19 protein-coding genes and 1 riboswitch are annotated in these 24,680 nt (G+C 56.2%); of the genes, 11 read left to right on the top strand and 8 right to left on the bottom strand.

From position 1 onward, the window contains the following. The 3 genes from KP708_RS12990 to KP708_RS12980 form a co-directional block, all read left to right on the top strand. The coding region (locus KP708_RS12990) for a TolC family protein (protein WP_215757192.1) at positions 1–412 on the top strand (412 nt) is incomplete at its 5' end. A gap of 12 nt (positions 413–424) precedes the next feature. After that, positions 425–766 (top strand): hypothetical protein, encoded by a 342-nt coding sequence (locus KP708_RS12985; protein ID WP_202207155.1) that lies wholly within the window; start codon positions 425–427, stop codon positions 764–766. A gap of 215 nt (positions 767–981) precedes the next feature. Continuing rightward, positions 982–3,336 (top strand): TonB-dependent receptor, encoded by a 2,355-nt coding sequence (locus tag KP708_RS12980; protein WP_371822772.1) that lies wholly within the window; start codon positions 982–984, stop codon positions 3,334–3,336. Between the two features lie 64 nt (positions 3,337–3,400). Here KP708_RS12980 and pnuC read toward each other — a convergent pair whose 3' ends face one another. Genes pnuC through KP708_RS12965 form a run of 3 tightly spaced genes read right to left on the bottom strand, consistent with a single transcriptional unit; the run spans position 3,401 to position 7,474 of the window. Continuing rightward, positions 3,401–3,961 (bottom strand): nicotinamide riboside transporter PnuC, encoded by a 561-nt coding sequence (gene pnuC / locus KP708_RS12975; RefSeq protein ID WP_215750947.1) that lies wholly within the window; start codon positions 3,959–3,961, stop codon positions 3,401–3,403. Continuing rightward, the gene (locus tag KP708_RS12970; protein WP_371822773.1) at positions 3,952–5,094 is read right to left on the bottom strand and encodes a phosphotransferase enzyme family protein; all 1,143 of its coding nucleotides are present in this window, start codon (positions 5,092–5,094) and stop codon (positions 3,952–3,954) included. The genes pnuC and KP708_RS12970 overlap by 10 nt, the downstream gene beginning before the upstream one ends. 4 nt (positions 5,095–5,098) lie before the next feature. After that, entirely contained in the window at positions 5,099–7,474 is a 2,376-nt protein-coding gene (locus KP708_RS12965) for a TonB-dependent receptor (RefSeq protein WP_215750949.1), read from the bottom strand. Positions 7,475–7,555: 81 nt separating this feature from the next. Continuing rightward, positions 7,556–7,688: riboswitch (TPP riboswitch) on the bottom strand. A 138-nt stretch (positions 7,689–7,826) separates the two neighbouring features. Between KP708_RS12965 and KP708_RS12960 the strand changes: the two genes are divergently transcribed. From KP708_RS12960 to KP708_RS12950, 3 genes are all read left to right on the top strand, one after another. Next, positions 7,827–9,908, top strand: a complete 2,082-nt coding sequence (locus KP708_RS12960; RefSeq protein WP_215750950.1) for a S46 family peptidase — start codon at positions 7,827–7,829, stop codon at positions 9,906–9,908. Positions 9,909–10,026: 118 nt separating this feature from the next. After that, on the top strand, positions 10,027–11,256 hold the full coding sequence (locus KP708_RS12955) for an MFS transporter (RefSeq protein ID WP_211500532.1): 1,230 nt from the start codon (positions 10,027–10,029) through the stop codon (positions 11,254–11,256). After that, complete coding sequence (locus tag KP708_RS12950) at positions 11,253–11,834, top strand: YdcF family protein (RefSeq protein ID WP_371822774.1); 582 nt, start codon at positions 11,253–11,255, stop codon at positions 11,832–11,834. The genes KP708_RS12955 and KP708_RS12950 overlap by 4 nt, the downstream gene beginning before the upstream one ends. Here KP708_RS12950 and KP708_RS12945 read toward each other — a convergent pair. Next, the gene (locus KP708_RS12945) at positions 11,828–13,087 is read right to left on the bottom strand and encodes an AGE family epimerase/isomerase (protein ID WP_215750951.1); all 1,260 of its coding nucleotides are present in this window, start codon (positions 13,085–13,087) and stop codon (positions 11,828–11,830) included. The two genes, KP708_RS12950 and KP708_RS12945, sit on opposite strands and share 7 nt — an antisense overlap. A 161-nt stretch (positions 13,088–13,248) precedes the next feature. Between KP708_RS12945 and rpe the strand changes: the two genes are divergently transcribed. The 4 genes from rpe to KP708_RS12925 all read left to right on the top strand — a co-directional run bounded on the left by rpe (position 13,249) and on the right by KP708_RS12925 (position 18,051). Continuing rightward, entirely contained in the window at positions 13,249–13,923 is a 675-nt protein-coding gene (gene rpe, locus KP708_RS12940; protein ID WP_215750952.1) for a ribulose-phosphate 3-epimerase, read from the top strand. Beyond that, complete coding sequence (locus KP708_RS12935) at positions 13,923–15,590, top strand: heparinase II/III family protein (RefSeq protein ID WP_215750953.1); 1,668 nt, start codon at positions 13,923–13,925, stop codon at positions 15,588–15,590. Before rpe ends, KP708_RS12935 begins: the two co-directional genes overlap by 1 nt. A 10-nt stretch (positions 15,591–15,600) precedes the next feature. Next, complete coding sequence (locus KP708_RS12930; protein WP_215750954.1) at positions 15,601–16,719, top strand: glycosyltransferase family 4 protein; 1,119 nt, start codon at positions 15,601–15,603, stop codon at positions 16,717–16,719. Between the two features lie 105 nt (positions 16,720–16,824). Continuing rightward, positions 16,825–18,051: an SMP-30/gluconolactonase/LRE family protein gene (locus KP708_RS12925; RefSeq protein ID WP_215750955.1), complete on the top strand. Its 1,227-nt coding sequence runs from the start codon at positions 16,825–16,827 to the stop codon at positions 18,049–18,051. Positions 18,052–18,070: 19 nt separating this feature from the next. On the opposite strand, the gene KP708_RS12920 is transcribed toward KP708_RS12925, so the two are convergent. The 4 genes from KP708_RS12920 to tyrS form a co-directional block, all read right to left on the bottom strand. Beyond that, positions 18,071–18,676: a response regulator transcription factor gene (locus KP708_RS12920; protein ID WP_215750956.1), complete on the bottom strand. Its 606-nt coding sequence runs from the start codon at positions 18,674–18,676 to the stop codon at positions 18,071–18,073. Next, on the bottom strand, positions 18,673–19,797 hold the full coding sequence (locus KP708_RS12915) for a sensor histidine kinase (RefSeq protein ID WP_215750957.1): 1,125 nt from the start codon (positions 19,795–19,797) through the stop codon (positions 18,673–18,675). Before KP708_RS12915 ends, KP708_RS12920 begins: the two co-directional genes overlap by 4 nt. After that, on the bottom strand, positions 19,794–20,333 hold the full coding sequence (locus KP708_RS12910; RefSeq protein ID WP_371822775.1) for a hypothetical protein: 540 nt from the start codon (positions 20,331–20,333) through the stop codon (positions 19,794–19,796). The genes KP708_RS12915 and KP708_RS12910 overlap by 4 nt, the downstream gene beginning before the upstream one ends. A gap of 94 nt (positions 20,334–20,427) precedes the next feature. Further along, positions 20,428–21,678 (bottom strand): tyrosine--tRNA ligase, encoded by a 1,251-nt coding sequence (gene tyrS / locus KP708_RS12905; protein ID WP_215750959.1) that lies wholly within the window; start codon positions 21,676–21,678, stop codon positions 20,428–20,430. A 189-nt stretch (positions 21,679–21,867) separates the two neighbouring features. Here tyrS and KP708_RS12900 point away from each other — a divergent pair, with 189 nt between their 5' ends. Next, the gene (locus KP708_RS12900) at positions 21,868–24,657 is read left to right on the top strand and encodes a TonB-dependent receptor domain-containing protein (protein ID WP_215750960.1); all 2,790 of its coding nucleotides are present in this window, start codon (positions 21,868–21,870) and stop codon (positions 24,655–24,657) included. Positions 24,658–24,680: the final 23 nt, after the last annotated feature.

The following is a 24,680-nucleotide window of genomic DNA, read 5'->3' as shown; positions in this document are numbered from 1 at the left end:
GTCCATCAGTTTGCCGATTTTCACCTGGGGCCAGAGTGAAGGCAATCTGTTGATGGCGAAGGCGCAGAAGCTTCAATATGCGGCACAGTATGAAAAGACTGTGCAGACGGCTTTCCGGGAAGTGTCGGATGCGTTGACGGCCCGTGAGACGTATCTGTCTCAGGACCGCCATATGCAGTCCCTCGTTGATCAGTCACAGAAGGCGTATGACCTGGCGAAGATGCGGTATGATGCCGGGATCGATAGTTATCTGACGACCCTTGAGCAGCAGAGAACGCTTTATCAGGCTCAGCAGAATGCCATTCTGGTTCAGGCGGCCCGGTTCCAGAATCTTGTCACGCTTTACCGGGCGCTTGGCGGTGGCTGGAGCCAGAAGACGGTTTCGCCTACAGTGCCTGCCGCAACGCACTGACCGGAGAGCATCATGCGCAGGATCCTGACTACCACTTTGGCTGTTCTTGCCCTGACGGGCACGGCTGTCGCGCAGGATGCCGAGGGTGACGGGCCCAAGAAGCCAAGCATGCACGAGCTATATCATAGCTCCTCGCTTCCCCGGAGCCATGCTGACTTCAGTCGCTTCAAGTATCGCCCGCCAGGGGACAAGGTGGTTGAACAGCCGGATGCGTTTCGGCTGCTTTTCCGCACCCGTGACGGCCAGCCCGATGGTTATGCCGAACGTCGTGGTGATGCCGTGATCTACTATGATCGGTATGGCAAAGTGACGCATGTTCAGCCGCTCGCGCCGGACGATGAAACGCCGAACTGATCTGTTTCTTCGACGACTGTTTTAGAAAGCCCCGCCCCGTTTTCAGGTGCGGGGCTTTTTTTTTCGCTCATGGGAACGGGGCCTGCCTGTGTCCTCGCATGACCGAGTTTGTCGGAAAACAGACACACTTTATCAAAACCCTATTGAGAATGTTTCTCATTACCAATATAGGGATTCCCGAATGTAAAATAACTTGTCTGAATGAAGAGGTTCCGGTGACAGGCTCGCTGCGCACACACATTACGTCTCTTTCAGTTGCCGGTACGCTCCTGATGTCTTCCCAGGTGTATGCAGCTGATCCTGTGAAGCATGAAAAAAAGCCAGAGCGTAAACCCGAGTCACCAACGCGGCATTTTGAAGATCCAACTGATATCGAAGGATCTGATGTCGAACATCTGACGGTTCAGGGGCATGGGTTTAACACCATGCATCAGTCCCTCGGGCTCTCCCGGATGCCGCAGGATGTCATGCATACACCGCAGAACATCAATGTTGTGCCGCAGGCCCTGATGCAGCAGCAGAATGTCAAATCTCTCGATGAAGCTCTGAGGAATGTGCCGGGGGTGACAACGTCCATCGGTGAGGGCGCTGGTGGCATGAACGGGGATCAGTTCCTGATCCGCGGATTTCAGGCCCAGAATGATATTTATGAAGATGGTTTGCGGGACTTCGGTGTGTATTCCCGCGATTCATTCAATTTCGAAAATGTGTCTGTCATCAAGGGGCCGTCTTCCGAAGTCTTCGGGAATGGTACGACGGGGGGCGCCATCAACATGGTGACCAAAACTCCGGGTTTGAAGAACCATTCTGCCGCTGATTTTTCGGGCGGATCAGGCAGTTATTATCGCGGCACGCTGGATGTGAACCAGAAAATCAATGACTCTACAGCCTTCCGGATTACGGGCATGGGCGATGAGCATAATGTTGTAGGACGAGATTATATCTTCTCCCATCGCTGGGGTGTTGCTCCATCGCTTGCATTTGGGATCGGAAAGAGAACAACACTTATTCTGCAGTACATGCACCAGCAGGAAAACTCCGTTCCTGATTTTGGTGTCCCGGTCGTTACCAAGCCGGGCGCAAAGTACGGGCAGCCTATTACGGAATACGGTATCCGTCGGACGAACTGGTACGGAACGGATAACGACCAGAATGCCACCAACTCCAACATGGAAACAGCACGTTTCAGCTTCAAGCTGAACAAGCATGTCACGTTCTATGACGATTTGCGTGGTGGTGAATATTACCGGTCTTTTGCAGCCTCAAAAGCGACCTGCGATACCACCTGTGTGAATAATTACTTCAACGGGGATGCCTCAAAAGCACTTGTTGCGCGTTCCGGGCCTGTTGGTGCAGGCGCGGGCACGGGCGCCGGAACGTACATGGCACCGTTGCCTTATGAGCAAACAAGCTGGTCTGTGCAGAATGTCGGTTCAATGGTGGCTGATTTCCATACGAGCTTTCTCAAGCATCAACTGGTTGCCGGGTTTGATGTGGAGCGCGTTAATGATGTTCGCTCCCAGTCGACGTATCTGAAGCCAAAACCTTATGCGAACCTTGTTAATCCAAACCCGCATGTGGGAAATCTGGATCTCGTACCAGGGGACATGAATCCGGGTGGTCTGGTGTCTCTGGGTTCACTGGGCGCGAAGTCTCACAGCAATGGGTACGGGTTCGACACCGGTCTGTTCCTGTTCGATCAGATCTGGTTCACCAAGTGGCTCTCTGTGAAAGGTGGTTTCCGCTGGGATCGCTGGCAGACAAGCTATAATCTGACGGGAGGCAATGTTGCGAAGAACCCCGATCAGCATTTTCATGATGTCACAGGCGTCTTCAATCCGAACGCCAGCCTTGTCGTAACGCCGGACGAACATCAGACTTATTATTTCACCTGGGCCAATTCCACGACCCCAATGGGAATGTACGTCACCAATGGGTCTGTTCCCATTCGTCCGGGAACCAATTCTTTTGCCAGCCCGGAGAAGGCTCAGCTTTATGAGCTTGGCGCCAAGTACAGCATTCTCCATGACCGCCTGGGCCTGACCGCCTCACTGTTCCGTCTGGACAAGGGCAATGCATTGAACGCTGATCCGGTGACGGGTGAAATTCAGGGCTCTTCTGACCGGCAGCGTAATCAGGGTCTGGAACTGTCTGTCGGTGGTGTCATTCTGCCGGGCTGGAACGTGTCCGCGACCTATGCCCTCTATGATAGCAGCACGACGTCTTCCGCCACGAAGGCAAACCGTGGCAAGAATGTTCAGTATGTGCCGCACAATCAGGCAACACTCTGGTCCGCATATAGTGCCTTCCCGGATAAGCCCTATAACCTGACGGTGGGTGGTGGACTGACCTGGCGTGAGCATGTCTGGTTGAATGCGGCCAATACGCTGCGTGCACCCGCCAACCTAGACTTCAGTGCCATGATTTCCCATCGCTTTAATCAGCATTGGAAAATCTCTATGAATGGTTACAATCTGGCCAACAGATTGAACTATCAGAGTCTTTTCTCAAACCGTTCAACGCCATCCGCAGGGCGCATGTTCCTGGGAGAAGTCAGCGTAGCGTATTGAGGAAAATGCGTTTCGGTTGAGAGACTGTTCTTTATGTGGCGGGAAAGCACACTTTGCTTTCCCGTTATTCTTGAGACGCTCTTTGCCATTTGAACAGTCCATGCACCGCCAGACCCACAAATATCGCGTAAAGTGCAGCCGTTGGATAAAGGGTGCGATTGATAAACATGGCAATATAAGCTGTGTCGATCACGATCCAGCAGGCCCAACTGATCGTATGGCGTCGCGCGGCCCAGATCTGCGCGACCAGACTGTAACTACTCAGGAAAGCATCAGCCATAGGGGTGGGGTCATCTGTAAAACGCGCCAGACAGAAAGCCCACAATCCGCCGCCTAGTGCGCCGCTCAGTAGACCGAAGAGAAGCCCGCGCCCTGAAAGCGGCCGAATATGCAGGGTGTCATCACCCTGAGCGCCGTCTCTTATCCAGCACCACCAGCCATAAATCAGACAGCCACAGAATACAGCCTGAAGACAGGCATCAGCGTAAAGATGAGCTTTGAAAAATACCCATCCATATAAGAGCGCGGCAAGAAGAGAGAATGGCCAACAGGCCATGTTGCGGCGTGCTGTCAACCACACGCCCATGGCGCTGAGCAGGGCCGCGATGAGTTCTGTCAGGGACATACCGCAGTGCCGTTCAGAGTTTTACGGAGCCAGTTCAGAAGGTGTTGTCCTTCATGGCCTGCAAACCAGTGTGCATGGCCCAGAAGATAGTCCGCATAGGCAACGTGTGCGGATGCCTCATCGCGAAGCAGCGCGCTGTAATATGCGACCTCAGACAATGCGAATTCGACATGAACAAGCGGTAGAAACGTAACGACCAGTTTGCATTCCTGGGGTGTGAGAGGGCGGATATTCTGATAGCCCCTCAGAAGTGCGGTTAGCTGGTCCGATGAGACGCGATAATCGGTTGAGAGCCATGAGATGGCAGTGCGTTCAATGGCAACGGCGAGATCGTAAGCGGCGCAGGTGCGATCAGACATACCAAAATCAAAGATCCCGCAAATTTCGGCATCTGGAGTATCCGAAGTCCAGAACTGGTTGGATGGATGCCAATCGCCGTGTCCCCAGCAGGGGACAATATCCATCAGGAGGGGTCGAAGCTTTGCATGGAAAGGTTCGAGAACACTCAGGATCTGCTGCCAGGATTGGGGATTTAACGTTGCATTGAGGTCCGGTTGAGACGCGCTCCAGACGCGAAGGCCAGTCTCAAGATCCGGGTGGGTAATGGCGTTGAAGCTGGACAGCAAAAGCCGATCAGGGCGGGCGCGGGCAGTATAATCCGTTGCCGCAAGATGCAGACGAGCGAGTGCACTTCCTGCCGTATGTGCCTGTTTGGAACAGAGAAACGGCTCCCAGGATTGAACGTCTCGATAAAGGTCCAGACCGGGTAAAGGAGGAAAGACCTCGTAAACCCAGCCATGATCCGTCAGCGCCGAATGTCCATTCTGCGTTTTGAGCGGTGAGGTCACGGGTAGGTCATGGCGCACAAGGTGTGCCATGAAGTCATGTTCTTCCGTCAGGGCGTTCTGATCGCGCAGGCGTGGGTCGTGGCGCTTCAGGAACAGCGTCGTGCCGTCGATAAGGCGGATCAGGGCCGTCGCGGAGAATGGGCGTTGTCCATGCCACAGAACGGTTTCCGGAACGGCTGTGTTGGGAAAAAATGCCAGAACACGTTTTGCTTCAGCGAGCGTCAATGGCGGCCAGTGCCGTTCAGCCTGCACACCCTTCACGCCGAACTGTCCGGGAGCGGCCACGGGTTCAGAAGCCTGTGGACGCGGTGAACAGGGCCGCGAAACCGCCGCCGATGTAATAACTCGGGGCGCTCCCACTGATCGTGCTGCCGTAAGTGCCCGTCGTGTCTTTTGCATTCAGGGTTGGGCTGGCGATGCCGGACAGGGACCGTTCATTGGTGATGTTGATGAAGTTCAGGCGCAAGGCGGGCTTATGCAGGCGAGACAGATCACCGAAGCGATAGCCAACGGAAATATCGCCTGTTGTGCGGTCTGACATCCGCTCATCATTCATGAACGTTGCGTATTGGTGCCCGGTGTAGTGCAGGGTGGCCACGCCGAAGATGTGCCCATCATCGTAGCTGATGCCGGCCGCGGCCTGAAGTGTCGGGCTTCGAACGGCAATCTTGCCCTTGGTTGGCAGAAGATCGTCACCTGAGGCGATGTTGTTATCAATGGTGGCGTGTAGATACTCGCCCGAGACGTAAGGGCTGAAATGATGCCAGGGGCGGAGGCCGATTTCCACATCCACGCCGCGAGAGGTCTGACCTCCGGCATTCATGGTCGTCTGAATGATGGAGCCGTTCTGGGAGGCCAGCGTTGAGATCTGGCGGTTGGTGAAATTGTAGTTGAACAGCGTCAGGCTGCCGATGATCCATTGTCCCGTGCGGCGATATCCCAGTTCTTCGGAAATGGAATATTCGTTGCGGACATCCGCGCTCCCTGTTGTTGCGAGTGCGCCGGAGGTCGGGTCGTAGGTGTTGTAAAGTGCCGTCTGGTCTGGCGCGCGGAAATTGGTCGTGGCGTTGAAGAAAATCTGGTTCTGCTCATCAATGCGCCAGCGGACGCCAAGACGCGGCAGAGGCTCCATGCTGTTGGACGCCACGCGATACTGGGGGCCGGGAACATTGTTCGTGCCGGCGCGGCTCATCATAACGGCCTTGAAACCCGCTTCGATGGTCAGGCGATCATGAAGGAGCGAGATATGGTCGCCCACATAGAGTGCGTTGGTCTGGGAAATGGTGTGGAAGCTACCGCCCAGCAATTTCTGCCCGTTCTCAAGATGGATCAGGCTGCTGCTGTTTTCTGCCCAGATATCGCCCGAAGCACCGGTGGCGGACACGGTTGTGAAGGGCTGCTGCTCGTTGTCGTCTCCATAATCGTACCAGTAACCGAGTACGAAATCGTTCCAGCCGGTTTTGTAATGCAGGGCTGAATTGAAGCCGGAGCGATAACTGCGTTGCGTGTAGTTGGCCCGAACGACAGCGGTCCCGTCCTGCGCATTGGGTAGCGTAAGCGTGTCACTCAGGGGCTGAGTGCCGTTATAGAGACCTGTTTCCGTCAGTGTGGAGCCACCCGGAACGTTGCCATAGGCGAACTGTGCGTAGGGTGTGACGTCGAGGGAAAGCTTATGCGTCAGATGCAAATGGACGGGTGCGCCTGCATAGAAGGTGCGTTCCGGCGCGCGCCACAGACGCCAGTAATTGACGGCGTTGTCTGCGTTGGAGGCGTCATAATGGCCAGCAAGGTTATTCGCGCCATGAATTCCATCGGCTTTCCAGCTTTCCATCGTGACCTGCGGATAATAGCTGGTGACGGTGGTGTTGAAGGAACCGATGAGGCTGGCGCGGTTGCCCTGACCCCAGTCCTTCAGGAACTTGAAATCGACATGCTGGCGTTTGTCCCGCCCCGGCCCACGCCAGTTGTCGCTGGCGCTGTGGGAATAGGATACAAAGCCACGAATGCCGGAATTGCCGATGTTGCCCGTTTCAAGGCGAATGAATTCGCGGTTGGTGTCGAAGGAGCCATAGGAGACGCTGGCGAAGCCCCCGGCTTTCTGTGACGGATCGAGAAAAGACAGGCTCATTAGCCCTCCGGCGGCGTTCAAGACAGGGCTGTCCAGATCTGCGGAACCTTGGGCAAGTGCGACCTGACTATAATTCTCGCTATCGGCAAACTGGCTCGGATAGCCTGAATAGTAGGCGACATCGTTCAGCGGCGTGCCTTCCAGCACATAACCGATGGCATCATTGTTCAGGCCACGAACAGTTAGATTGGTGTTGGGCGAAAAGCCGAACGGATCGGATGTGGCGACATTCGCACCGGGCAGCATGGAGGCGAGCTGATAGGCCGTCGCCATCGGAGGCTGTTTGTCCATGTAATCACGGCTGACGGAGCTGACGGAGCGCACGCTGTTTTCCGGTCGGATCAGTCCGCCGCCGGGCTGGTGCCCGGGTGCGCTGTCAGAGATGCGGTGAACGGTTATGTGTTCGGTTTTTGGAGCAACAGAGGCAGGTGGGGTGAGGGCTGTGGTGTCAGCTGCGTGCACCGTACCAGCACAGACGGTCAAGCCGAGCAGGACGGCAGGAACCTGACGGGATTTGCGCGGAAATCTGGTGGTCATGATGGTGCTGTCCCGCCTGCAATGCTGCGATCCCCCTGCAAGGCGGGGACGACGATAGACACCGAAAATCCAGTCTGTGGATCTGTCAGTAGCCACCATCCCTCCGCCAGCATGAACTGGATCAGGTTCGATGGGTCACTGCGCTGGTATGTCTCGAAAGCACATACCCTCAGCAGTCTCTCAGCCCTTTGTCAGGGCGCCCCAAGGTGAAGATGCACTCCTTCATGGGCTGCGAGCGAATGTCAATAAATTCCGTATTGCGTGGGGGTATCAAAATTTCGTCGGCAGGGATGGAGCGCCGAGGCAGAGCAGGATAGAGTATTGTTATAAGATAACATTTTTAGGATCTGTCATGCGTGTTGTTAAGCGCTTGTTACCTGCTCTGCTCATTGCAGGCACAGCCCTCGGTTCAGCTCAGGCTGAGGAAGGAATGTGGACGTTCGATCATCTGCCAGCCCGTCAGTTAAAGCAGCAATATGGGTTTGAGCCTTCCGCTGAATGGATCAATCATGTCATTCAATCTTCAGCACGTCTGGCAGAAGGATGCTCGGCGTCTTTTGTCTCTGGTGATGGGTTGGTGATGACAAATCATCATTGTGCCAATACCTGCCTGACCGACCTGTCGGACAAGACGCATGATTATTTTCATGATGGTTTTTCGGCAGCAGATGTTTCCAAAGAGCCGCAATGTCCGGGTATGGAATTGGATCGTCTGGATCAGGTGAAAGACGTGACAGGCCGTGTCGCTGATATGACCTCAGGCAAGCACGGGGCGGATTATGCAAAGGCGCTTCAGGCTGCCAGTAGCGTTCTGACGAAGGAATGTGCGGGCGGAGATGCAACACACTGGCGGTGTGATGTTGTGACGCTCTATCACGGTGGTCAAACTGCGCTCTATCGCTATCGTCGGTATCAGGATGTGCGTCTTGTGATGGCCCCGGATCAGGATATCGCATTCTTTGGCGGCGATCCGGACAATTTTACCTTCCCACGTTATGATATCGACCTGTCGATGTTGCGGGTGTTTGAGGACGGTAAGCCGGTCCACACACCTTTCTTCAAGTTTGATCCGAAAGGGCCAAAAGCAGGAGAGCTGGTGTTCACGTCTGGTAATCCGGGGCGAACGCAGCGGTCTCTTCCGGCCAGTGCATTGACGTTTCAGCGGGACGTTATCCTGCCAACCATCATTGGGGTGTATTCTACCAGTGAAGGCGCGCTCTGGCAGTATTCGCGTGAAAGCAAGGAACATCTGATTGAAGCGCAAAATACGCTGTTCGGCGTTCAGAACGGCCTGAAATCTCTGTCGGGCACCGTGAAGGCTCTGCGGGAACCCGACGTGATGGAAAAGCGTGAAGCGGAAGATCGCGCTCTTCAGGCCTGGATTGATGCGGATGCCGAGCGCCGCAAGACCTATGGCGAGCCGTTCAAAAAAGTGGAGGCTGCACTGGCCGTACAGCGCCAGTCTTACGTCCATGACTTTGCCATTGCCCGTACAGTTCATGGCCTGCTGGGTGATGCTGTCATGCTGGTATCAGCCGCGCAGGAGCGACAGAAGCCGGATGCCGAGCGTCGTGCGGGCTACCACGATGCCGAACTGGCTGAGCTTGAAGCTGAAATTTCTGCCAAAGTGCCTGTGCATGTCGATCTGGAAACCATGACGCTGGCTCTGGGCATGACCACGATGCGTCAGATGCTGGGTGAGGATGATGCTGCCGTGCATCTGGTTCTCGGCACAAAAAGCCCCGATGAACGCGCTGCGGAGCTGATGCAGGGAACGAAGCTTGCTGATCCTGCGCAGCGCCTTGCGTTGTATAAGGGCGGTGCAAAGGCCATTCAGGCATCTACGGACCCGATGATTGTTCTGGCACGTCAGTTGCAGCCGGTTCTGGATGTGATCCGCAATCGAAGCCGTGATCAGATCGAAGCACCAATGCACGAAGCTCAGGGTGCGATTGCCCGTGCCCAGTTTGCGCGCGCTCAGGCAGAAGGAAAGGCAGATACGCTTTATCCGGATGCTACATTCTCACCAAGACTGTCTTACGGCACCGTCAAAGGTTGGCAGGATGGTGCCAAGACCATTGCGCCCTTCACAAACTTTGCCGGGATGTACAGACATGCGACCGGGAGCGATCCGTTCCGCCTGCCGCAGGTCTGGCTGGATGCGAAGCCTCATCTGGCACTGTCCACGAATCTCGATTTTGTTTCGACGAATGATATTGTGGGTGGAAATTCAGGCTCGCCGGTCATTAACCGGCAGGGCAATGTGGTAGGTCTGATTTTCGACGGGAATCTCGATAGTCTGGCTGGCGATCTTTATTACGATGGCGAGCGCAATAGAGCGGTTTCGACGGATACGAGCGCTATCATGGCTGCACTCAAGACCGTCTATCATGCCGATGCCCTTGCTCAGGAACTGGAACAGGGACACCTGTAATCATGATGTGAGGGTCATTCCTACGGAATAACCCTCGACATCCAATGTAAGATTCCTGACAGTGGGTGGATGCCAGTCTGTCCGTCTTCCTGTTGTTTTCAGCCTGGAGTGTCCCCTGATGCTGGGTGACACTTTCCGCTCTCTGGGGCGGCGCAATTATCGTGTCTGGGTCTGGGGAGCACTGTTCTCCAACATCGGAACATGGATGCAGTTCACGACGCAGGACTGGCTTGTTCTCACTGAATTGACCCATCACGATGCCATGGCCATTGGCATCGTGATGGCCCTCCAGCTTGCCCCGCCTCTTTTGCTTATGCTCTGGACCGGACTGATTGCTGACCGGGTTGAGAAGCATCGCTTTCTGCTTTTTACACAAGGTGCTCTGGGTGTGCTGGCTGTTGCACTGGGTCTTCTTGTCGTTACGGGATCGGTCCGTCTCTGGCAGGTGGATCTGTTTGCTTTCCTGAGTGGTTGTGTCGCCGCGTTTGACAGTCCTGTTCGTCAGACGTTTGTTGGTGAGTTGGTGGGAGAGACTGACCTTCCAAATGCCGTGGCCATCAATTCCATGTCCTATAATGCTGGACGTATGATCGGGCCTGCGGTGGCAGGGTTCTGTATTGCGGAAATTGGTTCAGGCTGGTCGTTTGTCTTGAACGGGTTTTCGTTTTTCGGCGTCATGGGCTCTTTGCTCTTTATTCGCCGCGAAGACCTGTTTCGGCATGCCAGGGCGAGGGAAACCGAGCGCAATGCCCTGACCAGCGGACTGCGCTATGTCTGGGCGCGCGAAGACCTTCGGACCATTCTGATTATGTTATTCATTATCGGAGCGTTTGGTCTCAATTTCCCGATCTTTATTGCGACCATGGCAGTTGGCGTGTTTCACGTCGGCGCGCATGGCTATGGAATTCTGAATTCCGCCATGGCCGTGGGCACCATTCTGGGGGGCTTTCTGGCAGCAGGTCGTAAAAAGGCAGATTTTGACGTTCTGCTGAATGGTTCATTGATTTTTGGTGTGGGTTGTCTGTTGGGAGCATTGGCCCCAACATACTGGCTTTTTGCCTGCACGTTACTCATTACCGGCGTATCATCTCTGACATTTACAGCCACTAGTAACAGCTTCATGCAGCTTTCGAGCGACCCATCCATGCGAGGGCGCGTGCTGGCCATCCGGTTTGCTGTTTTTGCAGGGTCATCCCCATTTGGTGCCCCTGTTGTGGGATGGGTTGCCAATTATTTTGGGCCACGGTGGTCCCTGGGTGTCGGAGCACTGTCAGGCTTTTTGGCGGCAGTGGTGGCGTTGTTATACATCCTGCGCATGCGGGAGCAGCAGGGCGAGAAGCACTCGTGACCGTTGGCTGGGGAAAGCGGATTGCGGCAGCGGCGTTGGCTGGCGGTATTATATGTGCGAGTTGGTGCGCATGCGTTGCCGTAACGGGTATGCGTGCTTCTGCCAGCCCCGCAGAAATGGGCGTCATTTTTGGCACAGCCGTCACGGATGCGGGCGTGCCGAAGCCAGCGTTGCAGGGCCGTCTGGAAACCGGATTGTTACTCTGGAAAGAAAAGCGCGTTCGGGAATTGATGGTGAGTGGAGCTGTGGAAACTGCCAATCATCAGGATGAAGCTGAAATCATGGCGCACTGGCTGGAAAATCACGGTGTTCCGGCAGAAGCGATCATTGTTGATTCACAGGGAAACAATACCTGGCTAACGGCTCTGCATGTTGCGCAGGAAGCGCCGGAAGGGGCGGTTGTCGTTTCGCAGTGGTTTCATATCATGCGGGCAGAATGGGCATTGCGGCATGCTGGCGTGAAAGACGTGTCAGGCGCTTATCCAAAAGTCTTTCGGCTGCCTGAACTCTACTATCTGTTCCGGGAGGCCGTGGCGCTCCCGGTATACTGGGTGACGAAACCGACCCCTGCTCAGTAGGGCACACCAATCTGTTCGATCGCTGTTGCGAGTGACGGAGCCAGTGGCATGATCGGTGCCAGAGTGGATTGGTAGGCGTGGTAAAGGTCGCCTTTACCTTTGTAGATATGCTCTGTTGGCTCGCCTTCCGGGCTCACTTCGTTGAACCAGCTTCCAAAATCCCGATCAATCAGGGTTGTGTCGATATAGTCCCAGATCGTGCGATACCAGTGCTCGTAATGTGGATTTCCTGTGCGCTTATACAGGTTGATTGCCGCCGTCAGAGCTTCTGCATGAGCCCAATGGACGCGGGAAGGCACATGGGGTTTGTGATCCCAGTCGATTGTGTAAACCATTCCGGGAAGACCATCGACGTTCCAGCCTGACTTCATGCCGGTTTCGAAGAGCGCCTGTGCGTCATGAAGCATCCAGCCCGGAGCTGTTTCGCCTCTGCGGAGCAGCGCTGCCTCCAGTTTCACGGTCAGGTGAGACCATTCAACGAAATGACCCGGTGTCATGCCGTAGGGGCGTAGATCGTCCGTAGGTTTGTCTTCATGATAATTCTGCAGCAGATCCCAATTCTGGTTGAAGTGCTCGGGCATTGCGAAGCCCTGCTGTGGGGCCAATTCATGCACAAACCGGGTGACAATCCGCAGCGCGCGGCGCAACCACTTCACATCGCCGGTAACATCCGCAAGAGCCATGAAGGCTTCTGTGGAATGCATGTTACTGTTGGCCCCGCGATAGTTCTCTTCGTCTGACCAGTCATCTGCGAAGCTTTCGCGCATGACGCCTTCGTCTTCAGACCAGAAATGCGTCTCGATCTGATGGATGGCATCCTTGAGAAGTGCGTTGGCACCTTCCACACCGATCAGAACAGCAGAGGACGCGGCAAGTGCGACGAACGCGTGCAGATAGGCCTGCTTGCGCTCATGAGGCTGATCCGCGAAGTGGTTCCAGCCCCCGTGCTGCTGGTCCCGAAAGGATGTCATGAGCGCATTCACGCCATGTGCGACGAGCGGCGCGCTTCCTGGAATGCCCTGGAGTTCCGCAGTCGCATAAGCGTGGACGCACCGCGCAGTCAGGGTTGCTTCTGCCTTGGCGCCTTCAGGAAGATGACCTTCCATATCCAGCCCTGCAAAACCCCCGTCGATACAACCTTCCTTGCTGAAATCCAGCAACCGACGGCCCTGCATTTCGAGCCATGCCCGGTGAGATGGTCGACGGATCCAGGCGTCTCTACTAAGCAGAATGGGGGAGAGGCGATCGGTCATAAAAACTCCATACTACGGTGGTAGTAGTCAGACAGTCTGATGAGGACGCATCAGCAGCGGTTGGGTTCCTGAGGGTCTCGTCGGCGGTACGCGCTCACGAACGCGCGGGGATGTGCGGAACTGTCTTGCGTCTGGAGGTTGCTTTGCCGATACATAACAACATGACAGAACGATCCCCGATCATTGTCGCCCCCAGCCTGCTGGCTGCCGACTTCGCCCGTCTTGGAGATGAGATTGCATCCATCTCCCGCGCGCCCTGGTTACATCTGGATGTAATGGACGGTCATTTTGTGCCGAACATCTCGTTCGGTCCTGGGGTGATCTCGGCCTTGCGAAAGCATACCGATGCGAAGTTCGATGTGCACCTGATGATCGATCCGGTTGATCCGTATCTGGAAGCAACAGCCAAGGCTGGTGCGGATCACATTACGGTGCACGTGGAAAACGCTCCCCATATTCACCGGACTCTTCAGACCATCCGTGCGCTCGGTTGCCGGCCGGGAATTGCGATCTGTCCGGGGACGCCGCCTGAAGCACTATCAGAGGTGCTTGATCTGGTAGACATCATTCTGGTCATGACAGTGAATCCCGGGTTTGGCGGCCAGAGCTTTCTGGAAAGCCAGCTGCCAAAAATCCGAACCCTGTCGCGCATGATTGAAGCCAGCGGACGCGATATTGTTCTGGCGGTTGATGGCGGCATTGACCCGGTTACGGCACCAAAAGTGGTGGCTGCCGGCGCGCGGATGCTGGTGGCAGGGTCTGCCATCTTTGGTAAGCCGGACCGTGATTCAGCCATTCATGCACTTGAAGGCCCGTTCAAGGAAGACAGCGCCTGATGCCCATTCGTCGCTGGATTCAGGACGCACGACTTTCACTCGCACGACTGCCCGTTGGTGGCGGAACTTCAGAGGGACCGGTTTATATTTATCGTGACCCGTGGAAGGGGGACGCCGAGCAGGGCGCCCGCCTTGTCGCGGGTCGCTTTCGGTTTGAGCGGCAGGACTACGATCTGCCGCGCGGAAAGTGGGAACGTGGCCCTTGGCCGGAACCGGCAAAACAGTGGCTGCAAAGTTTTGCATGGCTGCGGGATCTGCGCGCATTAGGCAGTGACGATGCCCGCATGACGGCCCGCGCGCTTGTCGCGGACTGGGTATCGCATCCTCCAACGGATCCGCTGGTCAAGGATGCCTGCGTAACAGGCGCGCGCCTCTCATCCTGGCTGGCAAACCACGAGTTCTGCCTGGCTTCGGCGGATCGTAAACTTCAGCAAAAAATCATGGACCGGATGTTGGTAGAGGGGCGGACCATTGCCGCCCTTTTGCCGCTGGAACCGCAAGGCTGGCGCGGGCTGACGGCCCTGCGTGGCCTGCTTGCTGCTGCTCTGGCTATGCCGGATCACAGCGGGTTCATGACGCGCTTCCTGCGTTACCTTCCAGCGGAAATTGAACGTCTGATTCTTTCCGATGGGACGGTTGCTGAGCGGTCTCCGGAAGCACAATATCAGACGGCGCGTGAGCTGGCAGAAATGTCCGTGATGTTCCGCACAGCGCATTCGAGCGTACCGCCCTTTATTGACGTTGCCCTGGACAGAGTCTGCCCGGTGTTGCGTGCCATGCGTCATGGGGATGGTGGCCTGGCCGTTTTTAATGGTTCCAACGAGCGTTACAGCGCGATGGTAGAAGATGTTCTGGCGCAGGGCTCCAGGCAGAAGCTGATTGCACCCGCCATGCATCAGGGGAAATTTACCCGGCTGGCTCTCGGGAAGTCTCTGTTGATTGTGGATAGCGGCGCGCCTCCACCGACCAGTTATGATCAGGCAGCGCATGCTGGCACGTTGTCTTTCGAGTTTTCAAACCAGCGGCATCGTCTTTTCGTTAATTGCGGCAGTGCGCAGGTGGGGGCATGGGCGCAGGCGCTGAGGGCCAGTGCAGCGCATACGGTTCTGGTCGCGGATGGTCTGTCGTCCTCAGACTTCGGGCCTGACGGACATGTCACGCGGCGTCCGGCGCATGTCACATGCGAGCATCAAAGCAGTGGGGAAGCCCATTGGCTGGATCTGTCTCATGACGGATACCATCCACCGCTTGGAATGAAGTGGACGCGACGTCTTTACCTTGGGGCGGACGGAGAAGACCTGCGCGGGCAGGAAGTTCTTGAAGGTGAGCGCGAGACGCCGTTTGCCCTGCGGTTCCATATTCATCCGGACGTGCATGTCACACGGGACGACGAAGATATCATTCTTCAGGTGGGCGGCATGATCTGGCGCTTTCGTCAGAAGGGCGGCATGTTGCTGCTCGAAGATGACGTCTATCTGGCGCGCGGTCGGCGTGAAAAGACCAAGCAGATCGTTATTGCTTCTCTCAGGCGCGTTGTTTCTGCGGCGGAAGAGACAGCCGAGAATGGGGGAGAAGCGCAGGAAAGTGCCAAACCTGCGGCACCCTCAAAACCACTTCAGGTTGTCTCCCAGACAGTAACCTGGCTTCTGGAACGTATCCCGGAATAAAGGTGCTGTTGTGAAAATCCTTGAAATCACAAACGTTGATTTCTCCCTGCGCCAGTTCCTGTTTCCCTTAATGAAGGCGCTTCGTGCCGCCGGGCATGAGGTTCAGGGGGCCTGTGCGGAAGGCACCCATCTGGCGCCAGTACGTGCAGATGGGTTTGTCGTTCATGCCGTGCCGATGGCGCGGTCATTGTCACCGGTTGCGCAGCTTCGCGCGTTTGTTGCGCTGATCCGGCTTATTCGCCAGGAGAAGCCTGACGTCGTGCATGGACATATGCCCATCAGTGGCATTCTGGCGAGGTTTGCTGCACGTCTGTGTGGTGTCAGGATCATTGCCTACACCTGTCATGGTTTCCTGTTCAATCAACCTGGATCTTTGGCCCGCCGGGTGCTCTCTGTTGTTCTGGAATGGGCAGCAGGTCGGATCACGGATCTGTACATGACCGTCTCGGTTGAAGAGGCACGGGACGCACGACGCCTGCACCTGAATGCGCATCCCGTTGCTATTGGTAATGGCCGTGACCCCAAGCGCTATCATGCCAATCCCTTGGTGCGGGCCCGTATCCGTAGGGAGTTGGGTGTTCCGGAGGATCGCCCCGTGGTCATCGTGGTTTCGCGACTGGTGCGCCACAAAGGCCATCCGGAGCTTCTCCGAGCCATGGAAGATGTGCCAGGAGCTGAACTCTGGGTTGTGGGGGAACGGCTGCCATCTGATCATGGCGATGCTCTTGGACCCGCGTTTGACAGGGCCAGACAGCTTTTAGGCCCGAGGTTGCGGATGCTGGGTTATCGGGAAGATGTGCCGGATCTTCTTGCCGCCGCAGACGTGTTTGCGCTTCCGAGCCACTTTGAAGGGCTTCCCATGTCCGTCATTGAAGCGATGCTGACGGAGTTGCCTGTGGTGGCGACTGATGTTCGCGGTCCACGAGAACAGGTCGTGGATGGACAGACCGGATTTCTGGTGCCTCCCGGCCTCTCTGCGCCATTGGCCCGCGCGCTGAGAACAGTGACACAGGATCTACCTCTGGCGCGTGCTATGGGAGAGCGGGGACGTCAGCGCGCAGTTGCGTCCTATAGCGAAAAAAGGCTCATGGACCTCGTGGTGCGTCTGATCGAGGCTGAAGCGCGATAGACGTTTTTCTCGAAATTCTCTGGTATTTCCTGGTTATTCCAAAATTTTGATTTTCGCCTTTCAGGAAAACAACGAGAATAGGCACGTTCTATTTGGAGAGGGACGATGTCTGACGAAACGAGTGTTCAGACTGACGGGAATAGCCGGTCAGGTGTTCTTCTGGCGCGCCGCACGGTTCTTTCGGGGGCTGCGGGGCTGGTCTGTCTTGGTGCCGCCAAAGCTAAAGCGGCTCAGCCACAGGGGGCAATAGAGCCGCCAAGTGTTGTCAGCCAGCCACCTAGAGCGTGGGGCGAAAAAGCAGGTCCCAGTTATCTGCCCGATCCTGACGTGATTGCGATTGATCCCTCGTTTCGTGATCTGACGTATTTCGCGGCCCCCATTCGTCGCGTGTGGGATCAGGGCGGTTGGCTGGAAGGCCCTGCATGGAGCAGTGAAGGGCGCTTTCTGGTTCTCAGTGATGTTATTCGCTCCCGTGCGTTACGCTATATTTGGGAAACCGGAGAAATCACGGATTTCCGCCCCGATGGCTATGCAGCCAATGGGAACTGTTTTGATTTCGATGGTCGGCTTGTTGTCTGTGAAGACTTTTTCCGGCGCGTCGTGCGGTGGGAGCACGACGGAAGTGTTAAGGTTCTCGCGGATAAGTTCGACGGGAAGGGGTTAAATTCCCCCAACGATGTTGTGCCTCACCCCGACGGGAGCTTGTGGTTCACGGACCCCGGTTACGGCACGAACATTACGGAAGGTCATGCAGATGAACCCGGTGGGCCCACCAATCCGGACGGAAAAATTCGTTGGAATATTGGCCGTGAACTGACGGGTGAAATTGGCGGGACTAAACGGCAGAGTGACCATGTCTTTCGCATCGCCCCGGATGGAACCCTTCAGGCCGTTTTGCAGGAAAAGGATCTATTTGATCCGAACGGCCTGTGTTTTTCTCCCGACTACAAAAAGCTTTACGTCGTTTCGACGCCTAAAGGGCCGGGGCAGAAAGGGGGTGGCGATCAGGCGATCCACGTCTATGACGTGAATGGCAGCAGCCTCACCAAAGGCCGCATTTTTGCGGACATGAAGCTGAACGGCGCGCAGATGAACCCGGATGGCATTCGTGTGGATGTATTCGGGAACTTGTGGTGTGGCGCGTCGGGTCCACTCGGCTTGTGCGGGGTGTTTGTTTTTAATCCGGCGGGCAAGCTCATTGGTCGGCTTCGCTTGCCACAGGGGTGCTCAAACCTGACTTTCGGTGGCCCAAAACGCGACCATCTGTTCATGTGCGCAGCCGGATCACTGTTTGTGCTGCAGGTTGGCGTGCAGGGATTTGCGCCGTCCTGAACCGTCGTTGCGGCTGGTGTCAGAGCCAGCCGTTCTGCCGGGCGACGCGCCCGGCTTCAATCCGGTTACGGGCATCGAGTTTCTGAACAATTTCCGAGAAGTAGTTACGGACTGTCCCGGCGGACAGGGAGAACTCTTCGGCAATCTCCTTGTTCGTGCGCCCGGCTTCCGCCAGACGGAGCATGGACCGTTCACGGTCTGACAACGGGTCGGGCAGGGCATCCCAGACAGACTCTGCCAGATCTGATGCAATGGCCCGGCCACCAGCAGCGACTTTCCGAATAGCGTCTGCAAGTTGCGTAATCGGGGCATCCTTGAGCATGTATCCCCTCACGCCTGCCTGAAGGGCACGGCGCAGATATCCGGCACGGCCAAAAGTCGTTACGATCATGACGCGGCTTGGAAGGCCCTGCTCCCGGATTTTTTCTGCCAGTTCAATGCCTGTCATGTTCGGCATTTCGATGTCCGTAATGATGACATCCGGGCGCAGGTCGGCCGCGAGCTGGAGCGCCCGTTGTCCATCTGGTGCGCGCCCCACGATCTGAATGTCTTCTTCAAGGCCAAGAAGCGCTTCAAAAGCATCCAGAAGCATGGCTTGGTCTTCGGCCAGAATAAGGCGAATCATGGGGTAATACTCGCTGTGAGTCGGAGGCCGCTGGAGGTGTGGCTTAGCATCAAGGAGCCACCCGCAGCGGCAAGACGTGTTCTCATGCCACGAAGGCCGTTCCCTTCCTGCGGAGGGGCCGGAGACCGGCCTGACTGCTGGGCGCCATCATCTTCAATGCGAATGGCACAGGGTTGACCCGCAGCATCACAGTCAAAACTGATGGTGCAATGTCGCGCACCGGAATGACGGATCACATTCGTGACGGCCTCTCGCAATGCCATCGCCAGAACGCTGCTTTGTGGGTGATCTTCAAGACGCTCAGCGTGATGGATGGTCAGACTGATGGACGCTGCTTCAAGCGCCTTGCGGGCGCGCTCCAACTCATGCTGAAGGGACGCACCGTTCATGCCGGTGACAGCCTCGCGGACTTCTTTCAAAGACGTTCGGGCAATCTGTGTGATGTCCTGAAGTTCCCGTTGCGCGCGGTCGGGCTGTGTCTCGAACAGGCGGTTGGCCAACTCGGCTTTGACTGAAATGACCGTCAGGGAATGGCCCAGAAGATCATGCATGTCGCGGGCGATACGCTCGCGCTCTGCTGTGGCGGCCAGAGTTCGGATTTCGTGTTGTGCCTTGCGGAGTTGCAGGTTTTGCAGGCCGAGTTTCCACTGCATCCACGTCCCGACATAGGTGATGATGCTAAAGAAGGCCCCGATGCTCGCGTGGAGCATGGATTTGTCCTGAAGCCAGACAAATGCGAACAGGGCGATCTGCAAACATACAATTGTCAGGACAGCTTGCCGCATCTGCCTGAAACAGGCGCACATGGCAGTGGCATAAATATTGAAGACCAGCCAGTCGCCCTGCGTCCATGCAGTCGCAAAGCCGATAAGGGCCGTGAAGATAATCTCTGGCAGCCCATAATACCGGTCATTGCGGTAGGGCGCGAAATACAGCAGCAGGAAAACGCCTGTTGCGCCCGCAGAAAACAGGGCTGCCGAAAGAGTGGGTGATCCGTGGATCAGCCAGGGAATAGGGTAAATCAAAAGATAAACGAGATAAGAGACGCGATACCGGTTGAAGCTCGGCCAGTTGTCTTCCTTGTTTCCAGGAAGCGGAATGAAGGTCTCTATTTCTGTCATGAGGGCAAGGCGTTCTTCGGCAGAAAGGACAGGGTTCCGGAATTGCGCAGACGGATGACGGCACCGACCCAGATGGCCAGAGCAGTTCCAAAGCCTGCGACTTCAAGATGTAGCGGTTCTGGAAGCAGGAAAGAAAGAGCTGACACGCTGACAATCACAAAACCCATGATGACGTGAATGGGTTCGTGCATCGCGCGGCCCATAGGGATGTACGAAAGGCCAATAATGCATCCGAGCAGCGGGTAAAGCAGTTCCGGATGATGCGTGCTGCGGACGGACGTAATCATTACAGTGATGGCAATGATGCGCATGATCTTCACACGGCGCAGCAGGGCCGCGTCCCAAATGCGCTCGGGGCGACACTGGATCAGGTCGCGTCTGGCAAACCCGGCAAGCAGAGCAAGCGTGATGACAGCAATCGGGATGGCCATTGTGGAGACATGCGCTGCCATGGCACCGCGTGTTGCCCAGATGACTGCGAACAGCAGTCCGGCGGCATCGGTGGAAAGAGCTTTCCAGTTTTTCTGACTTGTCACGACCGCGGACTCCACTGTTTCGGAAAGATTATGACACAAGCCATGATCCGAAACAGTGAAGGACGTCATGACTAGGTCATGACATCTGTCAGGTTCAGACCGGACGGATAAGAATGTGCTTCTTCTTGCCGGACGAGACCTTCAGCGTACCCTCGCGCAGATCCTCAAGGGTGAAGGTCTGGTTCTCATCGGAAATGACGACGTCATTGACGCGGCCACCACCGCCACGGATCAGCCGACGGGCCTCCCCACCACTGGCGGCAAGACCGGCCTCCTGAAAGACGCGGAACGCCGGAAGACCTTCGGCCAGCATATTGGCGGGAAGATCGATTTCCGGAAGAGCGGCCGTTGTGGAGCCCTGTTCGAAGACCTTGCGGGCCGTCTCGGCAGCCTCTTCTGCAGCCGTGCGTCCGTGACAGATCGCAGTGGCTTCCGTGGCGAGGATCTTCTTGGCCTCGTTGATCTCTGCCCCTTCAAGTGCGCCCAGACGCTCGCATTCTTCCACAGGCAGATCCGTGAAGAGCTTGAGGAAGCGGCCGACATCGGCGTCTTCCGTGTTGCGCCAGAACTGCCAGTAGTCAAAGACCGAGCGCTTCTCGGCACGGAGCCATGTGGCGCCCTGTGCAGACTTGCCCATCTTCACGCCGGACGACGTGGTGACGAGAGGCGTGGTGAGACCAAACACCTGCTTGCCATCAGTGCGGCGCGTCAGGTCGATACCGGCAACAATGTTGCCCCACTGGTCCGAACCGCCCATCTGAAGCACTGCTCCATGGCGGCGGTTCAGTTCACGGAAATCGTAGGACTGAAGGATAGAGTAGTTGAACTCCAAGAACGTCAGGCCCTGCTCACGGTCCAGACGCTGCTTCACGCTCTCGAAAGACAGCATACGGCTGATGGAGAAATGAACGCCGACGTCCTGTAGCAGATTGATGTAGGACAGCTTGTCCAGCCATTCCGCATTGTTGGCGAGGATGGCGCCGCTGGACGGATCTTCATCGCTGAAAGTGATGAACTGGCGCAGGGACTGCTCAATGCCAGCGATGTTGTGCGCGATAGTCTCATTGGTCATGAGCGAACGGGCTTCATCACGGAAAGACGGATCACCAATCTTTGCCGTGCCGCCACCCATCAGGGCAATCGGGCGATGACCATGCTTCTGCAACAGGCGCAGCGCCATGATGGACATGGCATTCCCCACATGCAGGGAGTCTGCTGTCGGGTCGAAGCCGACATAGGCAGTAATCGGTCCAGCCAGCATGGCTTCATCGAGGGCGTCGAGGTCGGTGCACTGGAAAATCAGGCCACGTGCCTGGGCTTCGAGAAGGAACGGACTCTTTGGCATGGATCGGTCTTGCTGCTGCGCTGTCGGAAAAGGGGAAGGTCTCTCTATCATAACATCGCGCAAAGCACGACCGTCTGCCGGGTGACACTGGACGCAACACGGTGGTCATTGTTTGTCGCTTGAAGGGCAGCCCTGTCGATCACTAAAGATATGTTATATCGTAACATAATGTCTGAGTGTGTATTTCCCATGTCTGTCCGCCCTTTTCGGAATGCTGTTCGTCCTTTTTACCCGGCTCTGATTGGCAGCATGATGTGGAGCCCTGTCGTCTTTGCAGATGATCGGACGGAGACACTCAAGTCCTCGAAGTCCGAAGATATTGTTGTAACGGGATCCTATCTTGGAGGAGGAGGGAACAAGACAGCCAATCCGGTCCAGATCATTTCGGCGAAGGATATCCAGAAAACCTCGGCCATTTCCCTCGGCGACTACCTGACGCGTCTGCCCTCTGTCGGCTCATCGGGAACACCCAATACCCGCACGAACGGCGGTGGCGGCGTGTCTTGCACAGACCTGCGTAATCTGGGGCAAGGACGTGTTCTAATTCTGATTGATGGCAAGCGCACGGCGATGAATGCCGGATCTGAATGTGTCGATCTCAACGCCATCCCCGTGCAGCAGATCGACCGGATCGAGATCCTGAAGGATGGGGGTTCCGAGCTATACGGAGCAGATGCCGTTTCGGGCGTCATCAATATCCGGTTGAAACATGATCTGACGGGTGGAAACCTGACGATCAAGGGCGGCATCACGCAATATGGAGACAGTCGATCCGGTCTGATTTCTGGTTACAAGGGCTTCAATTTCGATCATGGGCGCGGCAACGTCACCCTGTTTGGTCAGTACGATACGACTGGACCGATTTCTTCACGGGATCGACGATGGGCTGCGCTGCCGCAGAATGACAATCCGGCTTCTGGAGCGCCAGGTTTTGGCTCCTCCATCATCCCATCAGGCGTGGCGTTTAACCCGGTGACAGGCAAGCGCATGGTCCCTGACGGGAACGGCAATTTTCGGGCCTTCCAGTCTTCAGATCTGTATAATTTCGCTGAAGGCTCAATGCTTCAGAACTATCATCAGAATGCGGCCTTGTCTGGTGATGTCCATTACGATCTGAACTCCCACATCACGCTGTATTCCAACGTTCGTTACAGTCACACTACGGCCTCCCGGCAGCTATCCCCTTCTCCTGTGCAAGGGAGCATTCCGCCTTCCAGTCTTCCGTCTTCCTGGATCATTCCAGCGGATAGTTCTGATAATCCATGGGGTAAGGATTACGCTGTGACGAAGCGGATGGAAGATGTCGGATACCGGCAAAATGATTTTGCTGTGGATACCTGGACGGTCATTGGCGGTGCCAAAGGACGCATTGTCGGAGACTGGCAGTATGATGCGTCCATGACCTACGGCGTCAGTCAGTTGACGGCGCAGACGCAGAATATGGTCAACTATCGCCATCTGCTGGAAACGACAGGCACGGAGCAGCTCGATCCATCCCGTTCGTCGAGTGCGGTGCGATACAACCCAGATATCTGCGTGGCTGCTTCAGGCTGCGTTCTGCAAAACCCGTTCGCGCCGTATTCGGAACAGGCCGCAAATTACGTCCGGTTTACGCAGCGCGACCACGCGGATTACCAGATGCGGGACGTCAATTTGCGCTTTCATAACAATCATGTTTTGAGCCTGCCATACCGTCACGGCGGTCAGATCGGTCTGGCTTTCGGGATGGAACACCGAAGCGAACAGCTTAGCTACAAGCCGGACCCCATAGTCGAACGTGGCGACTCAACGGGTGCAACCACGGCTTATACGGGGGGTGGCTTCCATGTGACGGAAGGATATGTCGAAGGGAAAATCCCGCTTCTCGAACATGCTTTTCTGGCCCGGGACCTGACGGTGGATCTTCAGGGCCGTGTCTCGGCCTATAATACATTCGGGACGACAAAGAACTGGAAGGTCGGGCTGCACTGGGCACCGGTTCAGGACATCGCGTTTCGCGCCACTCTCGGAACGTCCTACCGGCAGCCGAGTATCTATAGCCTCTACGGTGGCCGCACGCTGAGTTATCCGTCTGCGTCCGATCCATGCAGTCAGGCCGGAGCCTATGGTGCGCGGGCCGGTACGGTCCGGGCACGGTGCGTGTCTGAAGGGATCAATCCCGAGACGTTCAATTCGGCGTTCGTGGGGCAGTTGCCCACGCTGTCGGGCGGAAATGCGGCTCTAAAGCCGGAAACGGGTCGCACCTATACAATTGGAACAGTCGTCACGCCGCATTGGGTGCCGCATCTCTCGCTATCCGTCGAATACTGGCACTACACGTTGCAGAACATGATTTCTGCGCCGAGTACGCAGTATATTCTGGACGGATGCTATACGGGAACGGAACCACAGCTTTGCTCCCTGGTTTCGCCTCGTTCCACAAGTGGGCAGCTTACGGCCATTTCTGCCGTTCAGCAGAACCTTGGTGGCCTGCGGACAAATGGTCTGGATATCGACCTGACATATCGGATGCGTCTGGGGCGGCGTGACAGTCTGTCCCTGTCTGAAAACTATCAGCAGTTGATTGGGTATTTCCAGCAGTACACGCCGGGTGGCGCATGGCGGAATTACACAGGTCGACTGCTCTATCTGGCTGGAAGCGGCATGCCGCGTGAGCGGAGTTACACCACGGTCAGTTGGCAGCATGGCGCGTTCAGCCTGACCTACATGGTGCAGTATATTGGCGGCATGCACTGGAATGATGGCACGAACGATCTGGCGCCGCAGACGGCTGGGCGTACGCGCTCGCCGGGCGTTTTCCTTCAGGATGTGACGGTGGGATATCGGGCGGGTCGATGGACGTTTAATACGGGTATCAACAACCTGTTCAATCGGCAGCCGCCCTTTGTCGTGGACGGGGCGTCCAACACCGCGGTCATGCAATATTCAGGATTTATTCCCGGACGCTATGTGTTTGCGCAGGTTGGGGCTGATTTCTGAAGACTGTCCGGAGGTATTCGCTG

Source organism: Gluconobacter sp. P5H9_a, assembly GCF_018812085.1.
Taxonomy (GTDB): Bacteria; Pseudomonadota; Alphaproteobacteria; order Acetobacterales; family Acetobacteraceae; genus Gluconobacter.
This window is presented reverse-complemented; position numbering and strand designations above follow the sequence as displayed.

Excerpts from the sequence above, each read along its gene's own strand:
- KP708_RS12985 (WP_202207155.1), top strand. The coding sequence starts at position 425 with ATGCGCAGGATCCTGACTACCACTTTGGCTGTTCTTGCCCTGACGGGC.
- pnuC (WP_215750947.1), bottom strand. The coding sequence starts at position 3,961 with ATGTCCCTGACAGAACTCATCGCGGCCCTGCTCAGCGCCATGGGCGTG.
- KP708_RS12965 (WP_215750949.1), bottom strand. The coding sequence starts at position 7,474 with ATGACCACCAGATTTCCGCGCAAATCCCGTCAGGTTCCTGCCGTCCTG.
- KP708_RS12960 (WP_215750950.1), top strand. The coding sequence starts at position 7,827 with ATGCGTGTTGTTAAGCGCTTGTTACCTGCTCTGCTCATTGCAGGCACA.
- KP708_RS12955 (WP_211500532.1), top strand. The coding sequence starts at position 10,027 with ATGCTGGGTGACACTTTCCGCTCTCTGGGGCGGCGCAATTATCGTGTC.
- KP708_RS12945 (WP_215750951.1), bottom strand. The coding sequence starts at position 13,087 with ATGACCGATCGCCTCTCCCCCATTCTGCTTAGTAGAGACGCCTGGATC.
- rpe (WP_215750952.1), top strand. The coding sequence starts at position 13,249 with ATGACAGAACGATCCCCGATCATTGTCGCCCCCAGCCTGCTGGCTGCC.
- KP708_RS12935 (WP_215750953.1), top strand. The coding sequence starts at position 13,923 with ATGCCCATTCGTCGCTGGATTCAGGACGCACGACTTTCACTCGCACGA.
- KP708_RS12925 (WP_215750955.1), top strand. The coding sequence starts at position 16,825 with ATGTCTGACGAAACGAGTGTTCAGACTGACGGGAATAGCCGGTCAGGT.
- KP708_RS12920 (WP_215750956.1), bottom strand. The coding sequence starts at position 18,676 with ATGATTCGCCTTATTCTGGCCGAAGACCAAGCCATGCTTCTGGATGCT.
- KP708_RS12915 (WP_215750957.1), bottom strand. The coding sequence starts at position 19,797 with ATGACAGAAATAGAGACCTTCATTCCGCTTCCTGGAAACAAGGAAGAC.
- tyrS (WP_215750959.1), bottom strand. The coding sequence starts at position 21,678 with ATGCCAAAGAGTCCGTTCCTTCTCGAAGCCCAGGCACGTGGCCTGATT.
- KP708_RS12900 (WP_215750960.1), top strand. The coding sequence starts at position 21,868 with ATGTCTGTCCGCCCTTTTCGGAATGCTGTTCGTCCTTTTTACCCGGCT.